Annotated in this window: 15 protein-coding genes; 5 read left to right on the top strand and 10 right to left on the bottom strand. The window is 61.3% G+C overall.

Annotated elements, in window-relative coordinates:
- Nucleotides 1-8: 8 nt before the first annotated feature.
- The 7 genes from HFK74_RS20135 to acnA all read right to left on the bottom strand — a co-directional run bounded on the left by HFK74_RS20135 (nt 9) and on the right by acnA (nt 9,145).
- Nucleotides 9-1,073 carry a polysaccharide biosynthesis/export family protein gene (locus HFK74_RS20135; protein ID WP_180205009.1) on the bottom strand — a complete coding sequence of 355 codons (1,065 nt, stop codon included), beginning with the start codon at nt 1,071-1,073 and terminating at the stop codon, nt 9-11.
- Between the two features lie 40 nt (nt 1,074-1,113).
- Nucleotides 1,114-2,220 (bottom strand): ABC transporter permease, encoded by a 1,107-nt coding sequence (locus HFK74_RS20130; protein WP_180205008.1) that lies wholly within the window; start codon nt 2,218-2,220, stop codon nt 1,114-1,116.
- 48 nt (nt 2,221-2,268) lie between these two features.
- Nucleotides 2,269-2,844 (bottom strand): ABC transporter ATP-binding protein, encoded by a 576-nt coding sequence (locus tag HFK74_RS20125; RefSeq protein WP_257230371.1) that lies wholly within the window; start codon nt 2,842-2,844, stop codon nt 2,269-2,271.
- Nucleotides 2,845-2,932: 88 nt separating this feature from the next.
- On the bottom strand, nt 2,933-3,727 hold the full coding sequence (locus tag HFK74_RS20120) for an ABC transporter permease (protein ID WP_180205006.1): 795 nt from the start codon (nt 3,725-3,727) through the stop codon (nt 2,933-2,935).
- A 239-nt stretch (nt 3,728-3,966) separates the two neighbouring features.
- Nucleotides 3,967-4,758 carry a CPBP family intramembrane glutamic endopeptidase gene (locus HFK74_RS20115; RefSeq protein WP_180205005.1) on the bottom strand — a complete coding sequence of 264 codons (792 nt, stop codon included), beginning with the start codon at nt 4,756-4,758 and terminating at the stop codon, nt 3,967-3,969.
- A gap of 657 nt (nt 4,759-5,415) precedes the next feature.
- Nucleotides 5,416-5,679: a hypothetical protein gene (locus tag HFK74_RS20110; RefSeq protein WP_180205004.1), complete on the bottom strand. Its 264-nt coding sequence runs from the start codon at nt 5,677-5,679 to the stop codon at nt 5,416-5,418.
- 724 nt (nt 5,680-6,403) lie between these two features.
- On the bottom strand, nt 6,404-9,145 hold the full coding sequence (gene acnA / locus HFK74_RS20105; protein ID WP_180205003.1) for an aconitate hydratase AcnA: 2,742 nt from the start codon (nt 9,143-9,145) through the stop codon (nt 6,404-6,406).
- A gap of 222 nt (nt 9,146-9,367) precedes the next feature.
- Between acnA and rlmM the strand changes: the two genes are divergently transcribed.
- A complete protein-coding gene (gene rlmM, locus HFK74_RS20100) occupies nt 9,368-10,441 on the top strand; it encodes a 23S rRNA (cytidine(2498)-2'-O)-methyltransferase RlmM (protein ID WP_180205002.1) in 1,074 nt (357 codons plus the stop codon).
- 160 nt (nt 10,442-10,601) lie between these two features.
- Nucleotides 10,602-10,853, top strand: coding sequence for a sulfurtransferase TusA (gene tusA / locus HFK74_RS20095; RefSeq protein WP_033042637.1), 252 nt, complete (start codon nt 10,602-10,604; stop codon nt 10,851-10,853).
- 118 nt (nt 10,854-10,971) lie between these two features.
- Here tusA and HFK74_RS20090 read toward each other — a convergent pair whose 3' ends face one another.
- Complete coding sequence (locus tag HFK74_RS20090) at nt 10,972-12,369, bottom strand: MATE family efflux transporter (RefSeq protein WP_180205025.1); 1,398 nt, start codon at nt 12,367-12,369, stop codon at nt 10,972-10,974.
- A gap of 281 nt (nt 12,370-12,650) precedes the next feature.
- Here HFK74_RS20090 and pdxB point away from each other — a divergent pair, with 281 nt between their 5' ends.
- Nucleotides 12,651-13,793, top strand: coding sequence for a 4-phosphoerythronate dehydrogenase PdxB (gene pdxB / locus HFK74_RS20085; protein WP_180205001.1), 1,143 nt, complete (start codon nt 12,651-12,653; stop codon nt 13,791-13,793).
- Nucleotides 13,794-14,061: 268 nt separating this feature from the next.
- On the opposite strand, the gene HFK74_RS20080 is transcribed toward pdxB, so the two are convergent.
- Nucleotides 14,062-14,241 carry a PA1571 family protein gene (locus HFK74_RS20080; protein WP_008057927.1) on the bottom strand — a complete coding sequence of 60 codons (180 nt, stop codon included), beginning with the start codon at nt 14,239-14,241 and terminating at the stop codon, nt 14,062-14,064.
- A 250-nt stretch (nt 14,242-14,491) separates the two neighbouring features.
- Here HFK74_RS20080 and HFK74_RS20075 point away from each other — a divergent pair, with 250 nt between their 5' ends.
- The gene (locus HFK74_RS20075) at nt 14,492-16,273 is read left to right on the top strand and encodes an ABC transporter transmembrane domain-containing protein (RefSeq protein WP_180205024.1); all 1,782 of its coding nucleotides are present in this window, start codon (nt 14,492-14,494) and stop codon (nt 16,271-16,273) included.
- 324 nt (nt 16,274-16,597) lie between these two features.
- Here HFK74_RS20075 and HFK74_RS20070 read toward each other — a convergent pair whose 3' ends face one another.
- Nucleotides 16,598-18,526 carry a transglycosylase SLT domain-containing protein gene (locus HFK74_RS20070; protein ID WP_180205000.1) on the bottom strand — a complete coding sequence of 643 codons (1,929 nt, stop codon included), beginning with the start codon at nt 18,524-18,526 and terminating at the stop codon, nt 16,598-16,600.
- A gap of 213 nt (nt 18,527-18,739) precedes the next feature.
- Between HFK74_RS20070 and HFK74_RS20065 the strand changes: the two genes are divergently transcribed.
- A complete protein-coding gene (locus HFK74_RS20065; RefSeq protein WP_180204999.1) occupies nt 18,740-20,659 on the top strand; it encodes an ATP-binding cassette domain-containing protein in 1,920 nt (639 codons plus the stop codon).
- Nucleotides 20,660-20,820: the final 161 nt, after the last annotated feature.

Genomic DNA, 20,820 nt, shown 5'->3' with positions numbered 1-20,820 from the left:
TTCAAAGGTTACTTGTAAGCGCCCACTGTGCGGCCCAACACCATGGTCTGTACGATTGGCGAGATAACTTTTTGCCATTCGTAAATCGCTGCGTTAGTCACATAGATGGTGTCATCCGGTTTGATCATGATCTGGCGAGCGTAGAAAACCGCTGCCGGATCACGCATGTCCAGGCGCAGGACTGTCGGTTTCGGGTTAGCCCCTTCGCCCATGCGGAACACGAATACACCTTCAGGGTTAGCGTTGGCTTCTCGTAGCCCGCCAACACTGCCCAGTGCATCGAGCAAGCTGGTGTTCTGGGCTGGCAGGTCTTTCAGGCCTGGCTCGCCAACGGCGCCCATGGCGACGAAGCGTTGGCGGGCGCGGTCCAGCACGACTTCCGAGTTAGGGCGCAGCACCATGTTGTTGCCGGCCAGTACATCTTCATAATTGAACTGTTGAACCTGGCTGCCGGTGCGCACAGTGACGTTGACCAAGTGTGGCTCCATTACCGGGCCGCCAGCCTGGTTGACGGCGTCGAGCAGCGTCAGTGGGCCTTGCAGGGTGCTAAAGCGGCCAGGGGATTTGACCGCGCCGGCTACCAGCACCGACCCCGACAAATCACCGACCAGTTCAACGTGGGTCTGCACGTCGGTGGTCACGCCTTTCAGCTGCTTGCGGATCATGTTCTCAACCTCGTTGAGCGTCATGCCAGCGACGAACTGACGACCGACATAGGGCAGGGAGATCATACCTTGGTCGTCGATACGAGTTTTGAGCTGGGTACCTCCAACGGACAACGGTGCGAACAGGGCCGAGCCTTCCGGGGCATTGTCGGTGATCAGCACGTTGAGGATGTCACCGGCCATCAGTCGCGCAGAGGGAGCGACTGGCTTGGCAATGCTCGATTGAATCGGGCGTACTGCACCACGCATGTAGGGAGCGATGGTGCTGGCGTTGATCTCGACCAGGTTGTACGGCTGGTTTTTGCTTTCGATATCGCCCTTGTAAGGACCGGCGCCGGACAAAGTGCCGCCGCAGCCTGCCAAGCTCAGGGCGGCCAGCATCAAACCCGCTACAGCGCTGTTTCGCATGCTCACGTTTAGGGGGCGAAGGGGCAGGCCAGTAATGGATTTAATCACGATGATCCTCGATCGATGCAATTAGGAAGCGGGTGATGCCATAGAGCAACAACAGTGCCAGGAAGATGGTTGCCAGGTTGTAGAGGCGCTCTGGGTAGATGGCCAGTTGCGGCGTGTTCGGGCTGACCACGGTGACCAGGGTGCGAATCTTCTTGCTGGCTTCGATACGGGCGTTGTCGAGTGCGGCGACGGCAGTCTTGTAGGTTTCTTCAGCGATGCCGGCGTCCAGGGTCAATTGCTGGAAGCTCGAGGCAACGACGTTGAGTTGGTCACCATCGGGTGCGGATACCAGTAGGCGTTTTTCAGCATTCAGCTGTTCGCGAATGGCGCTCACGCGTTGTTGCTGCTGCTTGACCTGCGGTGAGTCGGCGCGAAGCTTGTAGAGCATCTGGGTGAGCACGGCGCGCTCTTTGGAGTGCTCGCCTTCCAGAGTGTCGATGATGCTGGCGCGGCCTTGGGCCGAGCTTCTACCGTCCAGTACCTTGTTGCGGTTCTGGAAGCTCAGCAGCTCTTCCTTGCGTTGGGTGTAGTTCGCTTTCGCGCCTTCCAGTTCGCCTTGGGAGAAGCGCATCTGCTCGCGGGCGATGCTGTGGGAGACTTCGTTGACGAAGTGTTCACTGGCTTCCAGGATGACCTGAACCATTTGCTCGGCGAGTTCCGGGCTGAAGGCTTGTACTTCAACTTTGAGCAGGCCGGTGGTTTCGTCATAGTGCGCGGTGACCATGCGCTGGTAGTACTTGAGCAGGTCTTCGCGCTCGGTGTCGGTGCTCAGCCAGAAAAACGGGTCGTTGCGTTGCTTGCTGTATTGTTCGACCCAGTGCAGGCGGTCTTCCAGCAGCTGCATCATGTCCATCGACACGATGTATTCGCGCAGGTACAGGGTCTCTTCGCGGGAGGCCGGATTGGTGCCGCTGAGCAGCATGGCCAAGCCGGGCAATTGGGCGCTGGGGTTACTGCCTTCTTGGCGCACCACGACTTGCGCTGAGCTGACATAACGATCCACAGCAAAAAAGCTGTAGTAGATGATAGCCACTACCATTGGCACTACAATCAGCCCTACTGTCAGACGCCAACCCTTGAATTTACCCGTACTGCTCATATGCACACGCATCCTTGAAATAAAACATTCACGCCACGGTCAGGGCGATCAGGTGTTGTAGGCCTTGATGCCCTCGGCGACATCGTCATAGATCTGCACCCCGCCATCGCGCACCAGCAGTACGACATCGCAGAGTTTTTGAATTTCATTCATGTTGTGTGAAACCAGGACGACCTTGGCTTTTTGCAGGCGCTCTTCGAACACGTCAGCACATTTGCGCTTGAACTGGGCATCACCCACCGACATCACTTCGTCGATCAGGTAGTAGTCGAAGTCGAACGCCATGCTTAGACCGAACGCCAAACGCGAACGCATACCGGAGGAGTAGGTCTTGACGGGTTCATCGATCCAGCTACCGATCTCGGCGAAGTCTTCGACGTAGGCCACCTTTTCACGCATAGCGTCGCCGACCGCACCGTAGACACGGCTGACAAACTTGATGTTTTCACGGCCGGTCATGCTGCCCTGGAAGCCGCCAGACAAACCGACGGGCCAGGAAATGCTCTTGTTGGTGGCAATGGTGCCGGAGTCCGGTACATCGGCGCCTCCCAGCAGGCGAACCAAGGTCGATTTGCCCGCGCCATTGCGACCGATCAGGCCGATGTTTTTTTCGGGTATCTTCAATGACAGGTCACGAAAAACATGACGACGCCCTTTGGGGGTCAAGTACGACTTGGTGATATTTCTGAGCTCGAACACGGTAAGCCTGCGATTAGCCGTTCTTGGTGGAGATCAAATGCAGTCGACGAACCCGGTATGTTCCGAGCGATACGAACAACAAAACCAGGGTTACAGCGATCACGTACTCAAGAGAGACGCCATCGACGGGCACGTAGTAAGGGAAGATCTCGGCGCGGATCAGTTCCAGCAAGTGCAGGAACGGGTTGAGCAAAAGCAACGGAAGCATGGCGTGTGGGAGGTAGGAAGCTGGAATCAACACGCCTGAAATGAAATACAGTGGAAAGAACATCATGCGGATGAATATTTTGCTACCGGGGATCGCATGAGCGACCAACGCCAGTAGCATGCCCAGGCCAAAGGCAAACAGCAGGCCCAGCAGGATGGTCAGTACCCATTGGATAGGTGCCTTGACCGACATGTCGAAGCCATACCAGGCGAAGCCGAACACCAGGATGGCGTACACCATGGCGGAGATGCTGAATTCCACCAGGGCTCGGGCGATGAAGGTGTCGAGGGGTTTGATCTGCTTGTAGGCGAACAGCGAACGGTTTTCCTTTGGGCTGTCCATCAGGCGCAACGCTGTGTTGCGAAACAGCAGGAAAGGTGCGAGTCCAACGAGGACAAAGACAGGGAATTCGAGGCCAACTACCGTTCTGCCGCGAATCAGTGCGAACAGAACGCTCAAGACTAAAAGGTGGGCTATCGGTTCAAGCAGCGTCCACACTGCGCCCAAACGGCTCGCGCCTATACGCGCTCGAGCTTCGCGCAATACTAGGGCGAAAATGACGGATTTTTTAATCTGCAGGGGGGAGCGGGGCTTAAGCATGATTTACCGCACAGCACAACACCGCGATAAACGCGTTGCTTGAATTCATTTTCAGAGGACTTTCTGTCGATGTAGGACAGATCGCTTCCATTCGTGGGGCGGGAGGTTAAACGCTCGGCCTGACAGGAGTCAAGCTGCATAGTTCCCTACTGATAATCGGCTGTTTTTGCCATCGGGGAGGGCATTTTGACGGGATTTGACCACTCGGTCAGGACTTTGCTTTTTCGTTGAGTGATGGCTCAGGTCGCCATCATTGGGTAAGTGAATAAGCCGAAGTGCAGCAAATTCAAGCCGAAGTGGGTGGCGATGGCGGCTGCCAATCCGCCGAATCGATAGGCCAGTCCGTAGCCAGCGCCTGCCAAGGTTGCCAATAATACCCATTCCCATCCGGCGCCCCAATGGGCTAAGCCAAATAGTAGAGAAGCCACCAGCAGGGCGAGGTGTTCACCGTAGGGTAGGTGTTGGAATCGTTGGCTCAAGCCACCTTGCAGGTAGCCACGAAACAGCGCTTCTTCTACCAGCGTTACCAGCAGCAGGTTGTTGTTTATCCACAGCCATGATTGTGGCGGCCATTTTGGTGACCACTCGACGATTCCCAGCAGCCATGCGACTCCCAGGGTAACGAGCGCCGTTAGACTCAGGTTCAGGGCACCTGCCTTCAATGCTTGTGTCCATGAGTGGCGGCCGATGATCCATGGGCATATGAGTAACAGCCAGAAGCCTATCAGTGGTTTGTCCAGGTTGAGGTACATCGAGAAGGGCAGGGCGTTCTCGGTGAAGCGTTCCTGGTCGATCATCCTGGCGTTGTGAAAACCCGGCCACCAATGCAGGGCCAGGGTGAGGGCCAGCAGGATAAACAGTGCGTGACCCAGATAGCGGCCGTAGCGAACGTGCTGTTGCTGGACGGCGAATCCGGCGAGCAGCAGCAGGATAATTGCGATGCTTGCCTGGGGGGAAATTTGCCCGTAGGTGAGTGCCAGGACATAACCGGCGGAGAGGAGTGTCAGGTATGGCCAGGGCATTACGAGCATGAACGTTTCCTTGTTTCGGGTGAGCTCGCTCTCATGTGGGGCATTTAGGCAGATATGGCCGTGCTTCTGCAATTGTGATGCTGTGTCTTAGTGCGTAAAACAGAGTGCGTGACTATGTTTAAAGGTGCCTGACATTCGTTTGGAAGGTGCTCTGCCGAATCCTGCTGGAAAAAGGGGAAGCATATGACAAGTTGGTCCGTGATCGCTGTGACGTTGTTGATGTTGATGCCTGTGATGGCCCTGGTTACTTCGATAAGAGGGTGGGTCGTGCATTTCAAAATCGAAGGTGATACCGAGTACTAGTCGTGGTTTGACGGCGCATCGGTTATTTCTAGAGCGCGAATACTGGGCACAGGGATGTGGTCCTTCCGCAAATACGGCATTTTGTGCGTAGTGCTGTTCCCTTCAGGAGATTGCCCCACTATTGGGCAGGCTCGGCCTCTGGAGGCGGGGCGGATCAAGGTTCAAGGATTCCAGCTTTCAGATACCTGGCAGATCCTCGGCGGACGCAGTCGTTGTGTCATGACGATCAGTCTGTAGGCGCCGGCAAGCCGGACTCCTGGACTGATCGCGTTGGTGGCTGATCAGGCCTATGTTCGGGAAGCTGGCGGAAAGAAAATGAAACGTCCGCTCAGGTGCGTCAGCACAGGGTGAGGCTTAATGAACGGCCGATGACCTTGGCACAGGAACGCGATCAAACCTGGAAACCTCTTTGATCCAGAATCGACGGTATTCAGTCTGGTCCGGCGCCAATGGCTTGTGGTTTGACCAGGTGTGTCCAGTTTTCAGGCTTTCGCGATATGCCTCCCACTCTTTTTCCTCGGCGACTTCCTTCGCCTTTTTTTCATCGTCGAACCAGCCAAGAACATACACTTCGCCTTGATCGATGCCGTGCTCGATCAATAGATAAATCTCTTTCATACGCTAAACCCATAACGACACATTTCTAAAATACCCTACCACAGCGTATTGCCCTGGCTATCGGCAGGGGTTTTGATTTCTTGAGCGAATGCAATGACAGTGGAACTTGAATGATCGTTTTGGGTTGAGCTCTCAGGCGGTCAAGTAACCTCGCGCAGGGGGGGCGCCTAATGTTGATCATCGGCTGTCAGGCCGCCTTCGCTGGCAGGCCAGCTCCCACAGTGGATCGGGTGCGTTCGGGAGTGATGGGTTGGCTGTCGGGTTGCCTTCGCTGGCAAGCCAGCTCCTACAGTTAATCGGGTACATTCGGGAGTGATTGGTTGGCTGTCAGGCCGCCTTCGCTGGCAGGCCAGCTCCCACAGTGGATCGGGTGCGTCCGGGAGTGATTGGTTGGCTGTCAGGCCGCCTTCGCTGGCAGGCCAGCTCCCACAGTTAATCGGGTACATTCGGGAGTGATGGGTTGGCTGTCGGGTTGCCTTCGCTGGCAAGCCAGCTCCTACAGTTAATCGGGTACATTCGGGAGTGATGGGTTGGCTGTCGGGTTGCCTTCGCTGGCAAGCCAGCTCCCACAGTGGATCGAGTGCATTCGCAAGTAATTGGTTGGCATTAAGGACGCCTTCGCCGGCAAGCCTGGCTCCAAGGATTGAGTGTGGAGGGTGGGGGTAGCGTCACAGGCGCCGTTACCGCAATAACGGCGCCTGAAGCCCCAACGCTTATTCCGCGCTTACGACGCAATCAACTGCCGCAGCACATAGTGCAAAATCCCCCCCGACTTGAAGTATTCCACCTCATTGAGCGTGTCGATCCGGCACAGCACTTCGATTTTTTCCCGGCTGCCGTTTTCCCGGGTGATGACCAGGGTCAGGTTCATCCGCGGTGTCAGCTCGACGCCGCTCAGGCCGAGGATGTCCAGGGTTTCGCGGCCGGTCAGGTTCAGGCTCTTGCGGTTCTGGTCGAGCTTGAACTGCAGTGGCAGCACGCCCATGCCCACCAGGTTGGAGCGGTGGATGCGTTCGAAGCTTTCGGCGATGACCGCCTTGATCCCTAGCAGGTTGGTGCCCTTGGCTGCCCAGTCGCGGCTTGAGCCGGTGCCGTATTCCTGGCCGGCGATTACCACCAGCGGGGTGCCGGAGGCTTGGTAGCGCATGGCGGCGTCGTAGATCGCCAGTTTCTCGCCGGTGGGGATGTAGTAGGTGTTGCCGCCTTCTTCGCCGTGGAGCATTTCGTTGCGGATGCGGATGTTGGCGAAGGTGCCGCGCATCATCACCTGGTGGTTGCCTCGGCGTGAGCCGTAGGAGTTGAAGTCGCGCGGTTCCACGCCTTTGTCGCGCAGGTAGTGGCCTGCCGGGCTGTCGGCCTTGATGTTGCCGGCGGGGGAGATGTGGTCGGTGGTCACCGAGTCGCCGAGCAGGGCGAGGATGCGTGCGCCGCTGATGTCCTTGACCACCGGTGGCGGGCCGCCGATGTCGTCGAAGAACGGCGGATGCTGGATGTAGGTGGAGTCGTCCTGCCAGACGTAGGTGGCCGCTTGCGGCACTTCGATGGCTTGCCATTGTTCGTCGCCGGCGAACACTTCGGCGTATTCCTTGTGGAACATGGCGGTGTTGACCCGTTCGACCGCCTCGGCGATTTCCTGGCTGCTGGGCCAGATGTCGCGCAGGTACACCAGCTTGCCGTCCTGGTCTTCGCCCAGGGGTTCCTGGCTGAGGTCGATGCGTACGGTGCCGGCCAGGGCATAGGCGACCACCAGCGGCGGCGAGGCCAGCCAGTTGGTTTTCACCAGCGGATGCACCCGGCCCTCGAAGTTGCGGTTGCCCGACAGCACCGAGGCCACGGTGAGGTCGGCCTTCTGGATGGCTTTTTCGATGGGCTCCGGCAGTGGCCCGGAGTTGCCGATGCAGGTGGTGCAGCCATAACCGACCAGGGCAAAACCCAGGGTGTCGAGGTACTGCGTCAGGCCGGCGGCCTTGTAGTAGTCGGTGACCACTTTCGAGCCCGGGGCCAGGGAGCTTTTTACCCAGGGTTTGCGGCGCAGGCCTTTTTCCACGGCTTTTTTCGCCACCAGCCCGGCCGCCATCATCACGCTCGGGTTGGAGGTGTTGGTGCAGGAGGTGATGGCGGCGATCACCACCGCGCCGTTTTTCAGGCGCAGGGTCTGGCCTTCGAATTCGTAGTCCACTTCACCGGCCATGTCCGCGTTGCCCACGGCCACGCCGCCACCGCCTTCGCTTTCCAGGCGGCCTTCTTCCTTGCTGGTGGGTTTGAGTTGCAGGCCGACGAAGTCGCTGAAGGCTTGCGCGACGTTCGGCAGCGACACGCGGTCTTGCGGGCGCTTGGGGCCGGCGAGGCTGGCTTCGACGCTGGCCAGGTCCAGGGCCAGGCTGTCGGTGAACTGCGGCTCCTTGCCCGGCAGGCGCCACAGGCCTTGGGCCTTGCTGTAGGCCTCGACCAGTTTCACCGTGGCCTCGGGGCGCCCGGACAGGCGCAGGTAGTTGAGGGTGATGTCGTCCACCGGGAAGAAGCCGCAGGTGGCGCCGTACTCCGGCGCCATGTTGGCGATGGTCGCGCGGTCGGCCAGGGGCAGGTCGGCCAGGCCGTCGCCGTAGAACTCGACGAATTTGCCGACCACGCCTTTCTTGCGCAGCATCTGGGTGACGGTCAGCACCAGGTCGGTGGCGGTGATGCCTTCCTTGAGTTTGCCGGTGAGCTTGAAGCCGATCACTTCGGGTATCAGCATCGACACCGGTTGGCCGAGCATCGCCGCTTCCGCTTCGATGCCGCCGACGCCCCAGCCGAGCACGCCGAGGCCGTTGATCATGGTGGTGTGGGAGTCGGTGCCGACCAGGGTGTCGGGGAAGGCGTAGGTGCGGCCGTCTTCATCTTTGGTCCAGACGGTGCGGCCGAGGTATTCGAGGTTGACCTGGTGGCAGATCCCGGTGCCCGGTGGCACCACGCTGAAGTTGTCGAAGGCGCTCTGGCCCCAGCGCAGGAAGGCGTAGCGTTCGCCGTTGCGCTGCATTTCGATGTCGACGTTCTGTTCGAAGGCGCTGCTGGTGGCGAACTTGTCGACCATCACCGAGTGGTCGATCACCAGGTCCACCGGCGACAGCGGGTTGATGCGCTGCGGGTCGCCGCCGGCCTTGGCCATCGCCGCGCGCATGGCGGCCAGGTCGACCACGGCGGGCACGCCGGTGAAGTCTTGCATCAGCACGCGCGCCGGGCGGTACTGGATCTCGCGGTCGGAGCGACGCTCCTTGAGCCAGGCGGCGATGGCCTTGAGGTCGGCTTTGGAGACGGTCTTGGCGTCTTCCCAACGCAGCAGGTTTTCCAGCAGCACTTTGAGCGACATGGGCAGGGCGTCCAGGTCGCCGAGGCTTCTGGCGGCCTCCGGCAGGCTGTAGTAGTGGTAAAGCTTGTCGTCGACTTGCAGGGTCTTGAGGGTCTTCAGGCTATCGAGGGACGGCATTACGATCACTCCTTTGAGTCCGCACGGCTACGGACTGAGGGAACGGGCAGAGCACTAAACCTAGCCCTGTTTTAAGTAGCTGGCTAATAACTGGACTCTATGGGCAAGTCCGAGGTTCCGAAGTCGGCTATCATGCGCCGGTTTTCGTGACAGGCTTTGCGCCAGCGCAAGTCTGGGCATCGCGCAGTGGTCGAATGTTTCGCCATCTGCCCAGGAGTAAGAATGAACACCCTTTTCATGCATTGCCGGCCGGGCTTCGAAGGTGAAGTCTGTTCCGAGATTTCCGACCTCGCCGCACAACTGAACGTGGCCGGTTATGCCAAGGCCAAGGCCGCCAGCGCCTGCGCTGAGTTTGTCTGCACCGAGGAAGACGGCGCCGAGCGCCTGATGCGCGGGCAGCGTTTTGCCAATCTGATCTTCCCGCGCCAGTGGGCCCGGGGGATTTTCATCGACCTGCCGGAGAGTGATCGCATCAGTGTGATCCTCGCGCACCTGGCGGATTTTCCGACCTGCGGCAGCCTGTGGCTGGAAGTGGTCGACACCAATGATGGCAAGGAGCTGTCGAATTTCTGCAAGAAGTTCGAAGGCCCGCTGCGCAAGGCGCTGACCGGCGCCGGCAAGTTGGTGGACGATGCCAGCAAGCCGCGCTTGTTGCTGACCTTCAAGAGCGGCCGTGAAGTGTTCGTCGGCCTGGCGGAGTCAAACAACTCGGCGATGTGGCCGATGGGCATCCCGCGCCTGAAATTCCCCCGCGAGGCGCCGAGCCGTTCGACCTTGAAGCTCGAAGAGGCCTGGCACCACTTCATCCCACGGGACCAGTGGGATGAGCGCCTGCACAGCGACATGACCGGGGTCGACCTGGGTGCTGCGCCTGGCGGCTGGACCTGGCAGCTGGTCAACCGCGGCATGCTGGTGACCGCCATCGACAATGGCCCGATGGCTGAAAGCCTGATGGACACCGGCCTGGTGCAGCATTTGATGGCCGACGGTTTCACCTTCAAGCCCAAGCAACCGGTGGACTGGATGGTCTGCGACATCGTCGAGAAACCGGCACGCAACGCGGCGATGCTGGAGGAGTGGATCGGCGAGGGGCATTGCCGCGAGGCGGTGGTCAACCTCAAGCTGCCGATGAAACAGCGCTACGCCGAAGTGAAGCGCCTGCTCGAGCGGATCGCCGATGGCTTCAAGGCCCGGGGCATTCGCGTGGAGATCGGCTGCAAGCAGCTGTACCACGACCGTGAGGAAGTGACCTGCCATTTGCGCCGGTTGGATGTGAAGAAACCGAAATCCCGCTGACTGTGCGTACTGATCGTTCCCACGCTCTGCGTGGGAATGCATCCCGTGACGCTCTGCGTCACATCCAGAGCTGGAACGCGGAGCGTCCCTGGCGGCATTCCCACGCAGAGCGTGGGAACGATCAGCGGTGTACAATGCCGGCAAGTTTCAGGAGTTAATCATGAGTGAAATGCTTGATAAGCCGGTAGACGGCACCCTCGACGCCACCGGTCTCAACTGCCCGGAGCCGGTAATGATGCTGCACCAGCACATCCGTGACCTGGTGCCTGGCGGCCTGCTCAAGGTGATCGCCACCGATCCGTCGACCCGCCGCGACATTCCCAAGTTCTGCGTGTTTCTCGACCATGAACTGGTGGGGCAGCATGAAGACGCCGGCACCTACCTCTACTGGATCCGCAAAAAATCCAGCTAACCCACAAAACCCTTGTAGGAGCTGGCTTGCCAGCGAAAGCGGTGCGTCATCCAACAGAGATGGCGACTGATACACCGTCTTCGCTGGCAAGCCAGCTCCTACAAATAAAGGATGGTGGTTAAGCCAGGCGAATCCGCTTGCGTGCACTGCGCGTCAGGCGGATCGACAGCATCAGCGCCGCGCAGCTCAGGCCGACGATCAGGCCCTGCCACAGGCCGCTCGGGCCGCTAGGCGTGCCGAACCAGTCGGTCAGGCCGAGGGCGTAGCCCACCGGCAGGCCGATGCCCCAGTAGGCGAACAGCGTCAGGATCATCGTCACCCGGGTGTCCTGATAGCCGCGCAACGCGCCGGCCGCCGTGACCTGGATCGCATCGGAAAACTGGAACAGCGCCGAATACACGATCAACATCGCCGCCACCTTGATCACCGTCGGGTCCGCCGTGTAGATCGTGGCGATGTGCTCGCGCAGCAACAACATCATGCTCGCCGACAGACAGGCGTATGCCAGCGCCGTGCCCATGCCCACGCCCGCGGCGAAGCGCGCTTCACGGGGTTGCTCGCGCCCCAGCGCCTGGCCGACCCGCACGGTCACGGCCATGCCCAGGGAGTAGGGGATCATGAACACCAGCGAGCTGAAGTTCAGGGCGATCTGGTGCCCGGCGACCACGGTGGCGCCGAGGCTGCCGATCAACAGGGCGATCACCGCGAAGATGCTCGACTCGGCGAACACGGCGATGCCGATGGGCAGGCCGATGCCCAGCAGGCGCTTAATTACCGACCATTGCGGCCAGTCGAAACGGCTGAACAGCTGGCTCGATTGATACGCCGGCGCCCAGCGCTCCCAGCCGGCCATGCCCAGGGCCATCACCCACATCACGATCGCCGTGGCCCAGCCGCAACCGACGCCACCCATGGCCGGCACGCCGAAGTGGCCATAGATGAACACGTAGTTCAGTGGAATGTTCAGCGCCAGGCCGCACAGGCCCAGGACCATTGCCGGGCGGGTGCGCCCCAGGCCGTCACTGAAGCAGCGCAGCACATGGTAGAGCGCGACCGCAGGCAGGCCGCTGGCGATGCCGTGCAGGTACTGCATGCAGGGGCCGATCAGTTCGGGATCGACCTTCATCACGCGCAAGATGGGTTCGGCGCACAGCAGCATGCCGGTCGCCATCAGGCCCACCACCAGGGCCAGCCACAGTGCCTGACGCACGATCGGGCCGATCTCGCTGTGGGTGCCAGCGCCGAAGCGCTGGGCGACTTTTGGCGTGGTGGCCAGCAACGTGCCGGTCATCAACAGGAACACCGGCACCCAGATCGAGTTGCCCAGCGCCACCGCCGCCAAGTCGCGCGGCCCGACCCGACCGGCCATCACCGCGTCGACGAAGCCCATCGCCGTGGTGGCCAGTTGCGCGATCATGATCGGCAAGGCCAGGCCGAGCAGGTTTTTCAGCTCCAGGCGGACCCGGGCGGGGCGGGAGAGGGAAGGGCGGGTGGTGTGGTCAGTCACGGAGTTCAAGGGCAAAACGTCCAAGGATTTTTCATGCGCGGGTGCGCATTCTACGCGTTGACGCAACGGTCAGGAAAAGACTGTGTTGGGCATTTGTAATTACACCCCCTTTCCCCTGTAGGAGCGAGCGGTGCGGCGATCCGACTTGCCCGCGAAGGGTGCGCCGCGGTGCACCTGAAACCCCGCGTTATCGTTCTTCGCGGGCAAGCCTCGCTCCTACAACAAGCGATGCGTGCTAGGCGCCAGGTACCCTCTACGCCTACACTGCCGGTCCGCCAAAGGAGCCTGACATGCTGATCGTTGCCGACGAAAATATCCCCCTGCTCGACGCCTTCTTCCAGACATTCGGTGAAATCCGCCGGGTGCCGGGGCGTTCCATCGACCGTGCAACGGTCGAACAGGCCGATGTGCTGCTGGTGCGTTCGGTCACCCGCGTCGACCGTGCGTTGCTCGAAGGCAGCAAGGTGCGTTTTGTCGGCACCTGCACCATCGGCACCGATCATCTGGACCTGGAATACTTCCAGCAGGCCGGCATCACCTGGTCCAGCGCGCCGGGCTGCAACGCCCGGGGCGTGGTCGACTACGTGCTCGGCAGCCTGCTGACCCTGGCTGAAATCGAAGGCGCCGACCTGACCCGGCGCACTTACGGCGTGGTTGGTGCCGGTGAGGTGGGTGGACGCCTGGTCAAAGTCCTGCAGGGCCTGGGCTGGAACGTGCTGGTCTGCGATCCGCCACGCCAGGCCGCTGAAGGGGGCGACTACGTCAGCCTTGAGCAGATCATCGAGCAATGCGATGTCATCAGCCTGCACACCCCGCTGACCCGCAAGGGTGCCCAGCCGACCTGGCACCTGTTCGATCAACGCCGCCTGAACCAGCTCAAGCCCGGCACCTGGCTGATCAACGCCAGCCGTGGCCCGGTGGTGGACAACAGCGTCTTGCGAGAGGTGCTGCTGGAGCGCGAAGACCTGCAGGCGGTACTCGATGTCTGGGAGGGCGAGCCGGAAGTCGATGTGGCCCTGGCCGAGCTCTGCGTGCTGGCCACGCCGCACATCGCCGGCTACAGCCTCGATGGCAAGCAGCGCGGAACGGCACAGATCTATCAGGCGTACTGCGAGTTCCTCGGGCAAGCGCCCCAGGTCAGCCTCAGCGACTTGCTGCCAGCCCCCTGGCTGTCGCAGGTGACCTTGAGCGGGGACACCGACCCGGCCTGGGCCCTGGCGATGTTGTGCCGTGGCGTGTACGACCCGCGCCGTGACGATGCGGATTTCCGTCGCAGCCTGGTCGGTAGTGTGAGCGAGCAGCGTGCGGCGTTCGACGTGTTGCGCAAGCAGTACCCGTCGCGACGGGAGATCGACGGGTTGCAGGTGCGCATCGATGGGGATGCGCCAGCGTTGCAGCAGATCGTGGCGGCGCTGGGCGCCACGGCGCTCTGAAAACCGGGCACCTCGTATCCGTAGGAGCGAGGCTTGCCCGCGAACCAGGCACCGCGGTGTAACTGCTGCACCGCGTAATCGTTCTTCGCGGGCAAGCCTCGCTCCTACAGGCGAACTAGACATTGCGGTGTATCTGTTAAACCGCGTCATCGTTTTTCGCCGGCAAGTCGGATCGCCGCACCGCTGGCTCCTACAGAAAAATATGCGGGTTCTCAGGCAATAAAAAACCCGGCCCTCAAGGGCCGGGTTAATGAAAACCGTGGCTACATCACTTCTCTTCGGCAGGCTTGACCAATCGCTTCTCCAGTTCGCTGCACGCTTTCTGGATCATGTCTTCAGTGATCGGCACTTCGCGGCCCTGTTCGTCGATAATCGAGCACCCCAGAGACTGGTCTGGCTGCGTGCGGATCACTTCAATCTTGTCATCGCTGCGTTGTTGCAAGGACATGGCCTGTCTCCTCATCAGGTTGTGTGCCTAGTGTAGAACCGTCAGGTGACCAGGCTATGACAACTCCCTGCGATCACTCCTGAACGGCACCGCCAGTCGACCAGAAATAGCCCAGCCTGGCTACCGCAACTTTAGACCAATAATGTCTAGGTACTAGACTGCACGGTCATAATTAACCTGACTCATTCTGATTCAGCCATTGCACCTCGTTGGTCGGTGTACGCTGGTCCTGTCAATGGCTCCATTGTGGATGATGCAAATGCTCACAGTTCGTCACCGTCGCGCGATTCGCCTGGCCAGTCGTTTCATCGCCCCTTATCGCTGGCAGGCGCTGGGTGCCCTGTTCGCGCTGGTCGTCACGGCCGGCATTACCTTGTCCATGGGGCAGGGCATTCGCCTGCTGGTGGACCAGGGGTTCATGACCCAGTCGCCGCATTTGCTCAACCAGTCCATCGCTTTGTTCATGCTGCTGGTGATCGGCCTGGCGGTCGGCACCTTTGCACGGTTTTACCTGGTGTCGTGGATTGGCGAACGTTGCGTCGCCGACATCCGCCGCCGGGTGTTCAATCATCTGGTCTACCTGCACCCGGGGTTCTACGAGGACAACCGCAGCTCCGAGATCCAGTCGCGCCTGACCGCCGATACCACGCTGCTGCAATCGGTGATCGGCTCGTCTCTGTCGCTGTTCCTGCGCAACTTGCTGATGGTGATCGGCGGGATTGTCCTGCTGTTTGTCACCAACCCCAAGCTCACCAGCATCGTGGTGATTGCCTTGCCGTTGGTGATCGCCCCCATCCTGATCTTCGGCCGGCGGGTGCGCAGCCTGTCGCGCCTGAGCCAGGACCGGATCGCCGACATCGGCAGCTATGTGTCCGAGACCCTGGGCCAGATCAAGACCGTGCAGGCCTACAACCACCAGGCCCAGGACGAACAGCGCTTCGCGGCTACCGTGGAAGAGGCGTTCGACACGGCGCGCAAGCGCATTTTCCAGCGGGCCTGGCTGATTACCCTGGTGATCGTGCTGGTGCTGGGCGCCGTCGGCGTGATGCTCTGGGTCGGCGGCATGGACGTGATTGCCGGGCGGATTTCCGCGGGTGAGTTGGCGGCGTTTGTGTTCTACAGCCTGATCGTCGGCAGTGCGTTCGGCACCCTGAGTGAGGTGATCGGCGAGTTGCAGCGCGCGGCGGGCGCGGCCGAGCGGATCGCCGAGTTGCTGCGCGCGCAGAACATCATCCAGCCACCGACCACTGGCCGAGTGACCTTGCCCGAGCGGGTACGGGGTGACCTGGTGTTGCAGGACGTGCGCTTCTGCTACCCCTCGCGCCCGGAAAGTTACGCGGTCGATGGCCTGAGCCTGACCATCCAGGCTGGGGAGACCCTGGCGTTGGTCGGGCCGTCCGGGGCCGGCAAATCGACGGTGTATGACTTGTTGCTGCGCTTTTACGACCCGGCCGAAGGGCGCATCCTGCTCGACGGTGTTCCCCTGACTCAGCTCGATCCGCTGGACCTGCGGCGTTGTTTCGCCCTGGTCTCGCAAACCCCGGCGCTGTTCTTCGGCAGCATCGAGGACAACCTGCGCTACGGCAACCCGACGGCAACCCTGGCCGAGGTCCGCGAGGCGGCAAAAATCGCCTACGCCCACGACTTCATCGAAGCCATGCCCAACGGTTACCAGACGCACCTGGGGCACGGCGGCCTCGGCTTGTCCGGCGGCCAGCGCCAACGCCTGGCCATCGCCCGCGCGCTGCTGGTGGATGCGCCCATCCTGCTGCTGGACGAAGCCACCAGCGCCCTCGACGCCCAAAGCGAACACCTGATCCAGCAGGCATTGCCGAGCCTGATGAAAAACCGCACCACCCTGGTCATCGCCCACCGCCTGGCCACGGTCAAGAACGCCGATCGCATTGCGGTGATGGACCAGGGGAGGCTGGTAGCGGTGGGGACGCACCAGTCGCTGATTGCGAGCAACGCGCTGTATGCGCGGCTGGCGGCGTTGCAGTTCAGTGATGGACAGACTGTCCCCGAACTGTAGGAGCTGGCTTGCCAGCGAATGCGCCCGCAAGACCGGCGCAATGTTCGAGGACGCCTTCGCCTGTAGGAGCGAGGCTTGCCCGCGAAGGGGCCCGGAAGGCCGGCGCAATGTTCAAGGACGCCTTCGCCTGTAGGAGCGAGGCTTGCCCGCGAAGGGGCCCGGAAGACTGGCGCAATGTTCGAGGACGCCTTCGCCGGCAAGCCTGGCTCCTACAAAGTAAAGAGGCCCGGAAGGCCGGCGCAATGTTCGAGGACGCCTTCGCCGGCAAGCCGGGCTCCTACAAATGAAGGCGTCCGGAAGGCCAGCGCAATTCAGGGCCGACTGTTACTGATCGTCGAAGTACCGCTCATGCCAATCCACCAGCGGCTGCGGCGAGTTGAGTTTCTGGCCGTAGATCACCGAGTACGACAACACGTTCTGCACGTACTGGCGGGTTTCGTCGAACGGGATGCTTTCCACCCAGACGTCGAAGCTCAGGTGGTCGGCGCCACGCAGCCACTGGCGCACGCGACCGGGGCCTGCGTTGTAGGCGGCGGAGGCGAGGACGCGGTTGCCGTTGAACTGGCTGTGGACCTGGCTCAGGTAGGCTGCGCCGAGCTGGATGTTCTTGTCCGGTTCGAACAATTGCTGCGGCGACGCATAAGGAATACTGAACTTGCGCGAGGTTTCCTTGGCGGTGGCCGGCATCAGTTGCATCAGGCCGCTGGCGCCGACGCTCGAGCGGGCGTCGTCCATGAAGGCGCTTTCCTGGCGAGTGATGGCGAACACCCAGCTCGAATGCAAGCCGCGGTTCCTGGCTTCACGCACCAGCGTGTTGCGGTGGGCCATCGGGAAGCGGATGTCCAGGTCGTCCCAGTACTGCGCCTGGCTGATGGTGCGAATCGCCGGGAAATACCATTTCAGGTCGTAGGCCAGTTTGGCCTGGGCGACCATTTCGTCGCGGCTGAAGTGGCGGCTGACGTGGTACCACTCGCGGCGACCGTCGACGATCTGCCCGCGGGCATGGAACTCCAGGGCACGACGCACACCGGGGGTGTTGCGCACCTTGTTGATCAGCGCCTGGCTGAGCACCAGCGGTTTGTTGTTCAGCGAATACGGCGACTGCGAACGGTCGGCGGCGAGGAAACCATAGAAATCGCGCTCGCGGGCGAGGTTCTTGTAGAGGGTTTGCGCCTCGGGGTTCTGCGGTTGCGCCAGTTCCAGGCTGCGGGCCTGCCAGTAGCGCCAGCGGTTGGTGGTGGCCAGGTCCTGGGGCAGGCGGCGGGTGAGCTGGTAGGCATCGTCCCAGCGCGCCAGGCGCAGCAACAGGCGCAGGCGCCATTCAGACACCGTGTTGTCGCGCAGTTCCGGGTCGTATTTGGTCATCATGTCCAGCGCGCGGCTGTCGAAACGTCGGGCCAGGGTCAGCCCGATTTCCCGGGCGATGGCCACTTTTTCGTCGCGCGAGAAGTGCATGCTGCTGGCGTAGCCGTCGAGCAGGGCCATGGCCCTGTCCGGATCCTGGCGGGCGAGGCGGCGCAGGCCGAGGCTGACCACGTCGGACATCGGTTCGTCAGCCGGGGTGAAGCGCGACGGTGAATTGAGCAGCTCCGGGTTCTGTGCCACATCGATCAGCAGGCGGCCACGGGGGGCGAGGGTGGTCAAGCCATTGACCAGGCTGCCGGCCAGTGGATAGTTGCGCGCCTGGGCGGCGAGCTTGGTGCGTTCCCAGCGCTTCTGCTCGGTCAACTGGCCTTCGGCGGCCCACATGCCGAACAGGGCGTCACAGGCGGCCGGTTGCGATTTGCCGGTCAGCCAGAGCTTGTTGGCGTTGGCGTAACCTTCGGTCTTGAGGTTGTGGCTGATCTGGTATTGCGCGTTCAGGCAGTCCAGTTCGGTGAAATTCATCTTGGGGTCGTAATACTTGACGAACGTCGCCCAGTCGCCGCGTTCGGCCAGCCAGCGCAACCAGCGCAGCTTCATCCAGTTGGCCTGGGGCAGGTCGCCGTGTTCGGCGAGGAACTTCTCGATCTCGGCATTGCTCGCGGTTTTCAGGCGCGCGGTCAGCTCGTCGTAGGCCAGGTACGGCTCCAGCGGATAGTCGGCCAGGGCCTGGCTGTAGCGGAAGTACGGTCCGGTGTCGCCCTTGGCCAAAGCACGCTTGGCTTCATCGTAGTACTGGCGTTGGGTGGACAGGTCTACCGCCTGGACGGATTGAACGGCAGCGGCAGAAAGTAAAAAACACGACAAAAGATTGAGGAGGCGACTGCGCATGAGACGTCCGGACAGAAAAAACATGACAAGTGCTGGCGATGCCCGCACTGAATTATCCGTAGCTTAGCCTTTTGCCAGCAACGGGTGAAAGCTTTGCGGTCCCGTCTGCATCAGTTCGCAACATTTGTCGTGCAGAGTGTTGCCAGGGTGAAAATGCCGGCCTGCTGAGGCCCCAATTCAGGTAGAATGCGCGCCCGGTTTTTGGAGAAGCTCATGACCCTGCTCAAATTCAGCGATGTGTCCCTTGCTTTCGGCGCTATGCCGTTGTTGGACAAGGTGTCCTGGCAGATCGCCCGTGGAGAGCGGGTGTGCATCATCGGCCGCAACGGCACTGGCAAGTCCAGCATGATGAAGCTCGTCAAGGGCGACCAGAAGCCCGATGACGGCTCGGTTTGGCGCGCACCCGGGCTCAAGATTGGCGAATTGCCGCAAGAATTGCCGGTAGCCGACGAGCGGACAGTGTTCGACGTGGTTGCCGAAGGCCTGGACGGTGTTGGTGCGTTGCTCGCCGAATATCACCACCTGAGCCAGAACATCGTCACCGATGCCGACCTGGACAAGCTGATGCACGTCCAGCACGACCTCGAGGCCCGCGACGGCTGGCGTTTGCAGACCCTGGTCGACAGCACCCTGAGCCGCCTGCAGTTGCCGGCCGACAAGACCCTCGCCGAATTGTCCGGCGGCTGGCGTCGTCGCGTGCTGCTGGCCCAGGCCCTGGTGTCCGAGCCGGACCTGCTGCTGCTCGACGAACCAACCAACCACCTGGACATCGGTGCGATCGCCTGGCTGGAAGAAGCGCTGAAGGATTTCCAGGGCGCCGTGCTGTTCATCACGCACGACCGTTCCTTCCTGCAGAACCTGGCAACCCGCATCCTGGAACTGGATCGCGGTGGCCTGATCGACTGGAACGGCGACTACGCCAGCTTCCTGGTGCACAAGGAAGCCGAACTGGCCGCCGAAGCCACCGCCAACGCGCTGTTCGACAAGCGCCTGGCCCAGGAAGAAGTATGGATTCGCCAGGGCATCAAGGCCCGTCGTACCCGTAACGAAGGCCGCGTGCGCGCCCTGAAGGCCCTGCGCGTCGAGCGCAGCGAGCGTCGTGAGCGCACCGGCAAGGCCAACATCCAGCTGGAAACCGCCGACAAGTCCGGCAAGCAGGTGATGGTGCTCGAGAACGTGAGCTTCGCTCACCCGGGTGGTCCGTTCCTGATCAAGGACTTCTCCATGGTGCTGCAGCGCGGCGACCGCATTGGCCTGCTCGGCGCCAACGGCACCGGCAAGACCACGTTGCTCAAGCTGATGCTCAGTGGCCTGCAGCCCACCAGCGGCAAGGTAGAAGAGGGCACCAAGATCGACGTCGCCTACTTCGACCAGTTGCGCCACCAGCTGGATCTGGAAAAGACCGTGATCGACAACGTCGCCGAAGGTCGCGACTTCATCGATATCGACGGCCAGAGCCGCCACGTGCTGAGCTACCTCGGTGACTTCCTGTTCAGCCCGCAGCGTGCCCGCACGCCAGTCAAGGCGCTGTCCGGTGGCGAGCGTGCCCGTCTGTTGCTGGCCAAGCTGTTCAGCAAGCCGGCGAACCTGCTGGTGCTCGACGAACCGACCAACGACCTCGACGTTGAAACCCTCGAACTGCTCGAAGAGGTCTTGCTGACCTTCAACGGCACCGTGCTGATGGTCAGCCACGACCGGGCATTCCTCGACAACGTGGTCACCAGCACCCTGGTCTTCGAAGGTGAAGGCAAGGTGCGCGAGTACGTTGGTGGTTACCAGGACTGGCTGCGTCAGGGCGGTTCGCCGCGCCTGCTGGGCGTGACCGAGAGCAAGTCCGGCAAGGCTGACTTGAATTCCGCCGTGGTCAAGGCCGAGCCTGCACCTGTCGCGGCTGCGGTCGAGGCGCCGGTGGCGAAGAAGAAGCTCAGCTACAAGTTGCAGCGTGAGCTGGAAGCGTTGCCGGGGCAGATCGAAGCCATGGAGCAGCAGATCGTTGCGGTTGAGGGGCAGATGGCCGATGCCGGCTTCTACCTGCGTCCGGCAACGGAAACCGCCGCCGTGATCGCGCAGCTGGCGCAGTTGCAGGCTGAACTCGACATCATGGTTGAGCGTTGGGCCGAGCTGGATGCCTGAATGATCCTGCAATAAAAAAAGCCCGGCACTCAGTGATGAGCGCCGGGCTTTTCATATCCAATGCAATCCCTTGTAGGAGCTGGCTTGCCAGCGAAGAGGCCCGCAAGACCGATACAAAATCCAGGACCGCCTTCGCCGGCAAGCCGGCTCCTACAGACGAT

It is taken from the genome of Pseudomonas sp. SbOxS1 (assembly GCF_013416725.1).
Lineage (GTDB): Bacteria > Pseudomonadota > Gammaproteobacteria > Pseudomonadales > Pseudomonadaceae > Aquipseudomonas.
Note: the sequence above shows the minus strand (reverse complement) of the source record. Positions and strands in the feature narration are given on the sequence as shown.

What these genes read in the sequence shown, in the direction of transcription:
- HFK74_RS20120 (WP_180205006.1), bottom strand. Translation starts at nt 3,727, where the DNA reads ATGCTTAAGCCCCGCTCCCCCCTGCAGATTAAAAAATCCGTCATTTTC.
- tusA (WP_033042637.1), top strand. Translation starts at nt 10,602, where the DNA reads ATGAGTGAAATGCTTGATAAGCCGGTAGACGGCACCCTCGACGCCACC.
- pdxB (WP_180205001.1), top strand. Translation starts at nt 12,651, where the DNA reads ATGCTGATCGTTGCCGACGAAAATATCCCCCTGCTCGACGCCTTCTTC.
- HFK74_RS20110 (WP_180205004.1), bottom strand. Translation starts at nt 5,679, where the DNA reads ATGAAAGAGATTTATCTATTGATCGAGCACGGCATCGATCAAGGCGAA.
- rlmM (WP_180205002.1), top strand. Translation starts at nt 9,368, where the DNA reads ATGAACACCCTTTTCATGCATTGCCGGCCGGGCTTCGAAGGTGAAGTC.
- HFK74_RS20075 (WP_180205024.1), top strand. Translation starts at nt 14,492, where the DNA reads ATGATGCAAATGCTCACAGTTCGTCACCGTCGCGCGATTCGCCTGGCC.
- HFK74_RS20065 (WP_180204999.1), top strand. Translation starts at nt 18,740, where the DNA reads ATGACCCTGCTCAAATTCAGCGATGTGTCCCTTGCTTTCGGCGCTATG.
- HFK74_RS20080 (WP_008057927.1), bottom strand. Translation starts at nt 14,241, where the DNA reads ATGTCCTTGCAACAACGCAGCGATGACAAGATTGAAGTGATCCGCACG.
- HFK74_RS20135 (WP_180205009.1), bottom strand. Translation starts at nt 1,073, where the DNA reads ATGCGAAACAGCGCTGTAGCGGGTTTGATGCTGGCCGCCCTGAGCTTG.
- HFK74_RS20130 (WP_180205008.1), bottom strand. Translation starts at nt 2,220, where the DNA reads ATGAGCAGTACGGGTAAATTCAAGGGTTGGCGTCTGACAGTAGGGCTG.
- acnA (WP_180205003.1), bottom strand. Translation starts at nt 9,145, where the DNA reads ATGCCGTCCCTCGATAGCCTGAAGACCCTCAAGACCCTGCAAGTCGAC.
- HFK74_RS20070 (WP_180205000.1), bottom strand. Translation starts at nt 18,526, where the DNA reads ATGCGCAGTCGCCTCCTCAATCTTTTGTCGTGTTTTTTACTTTCTGCC.
- HFK74_RS20115 (WP_180205005.1), bottom strand. Translation starts at nt 4,758, where the DNA reads ATGCTCGTAATGCCCTGGCCATACCTGACACTCCTCTCCGCCGGTTAT.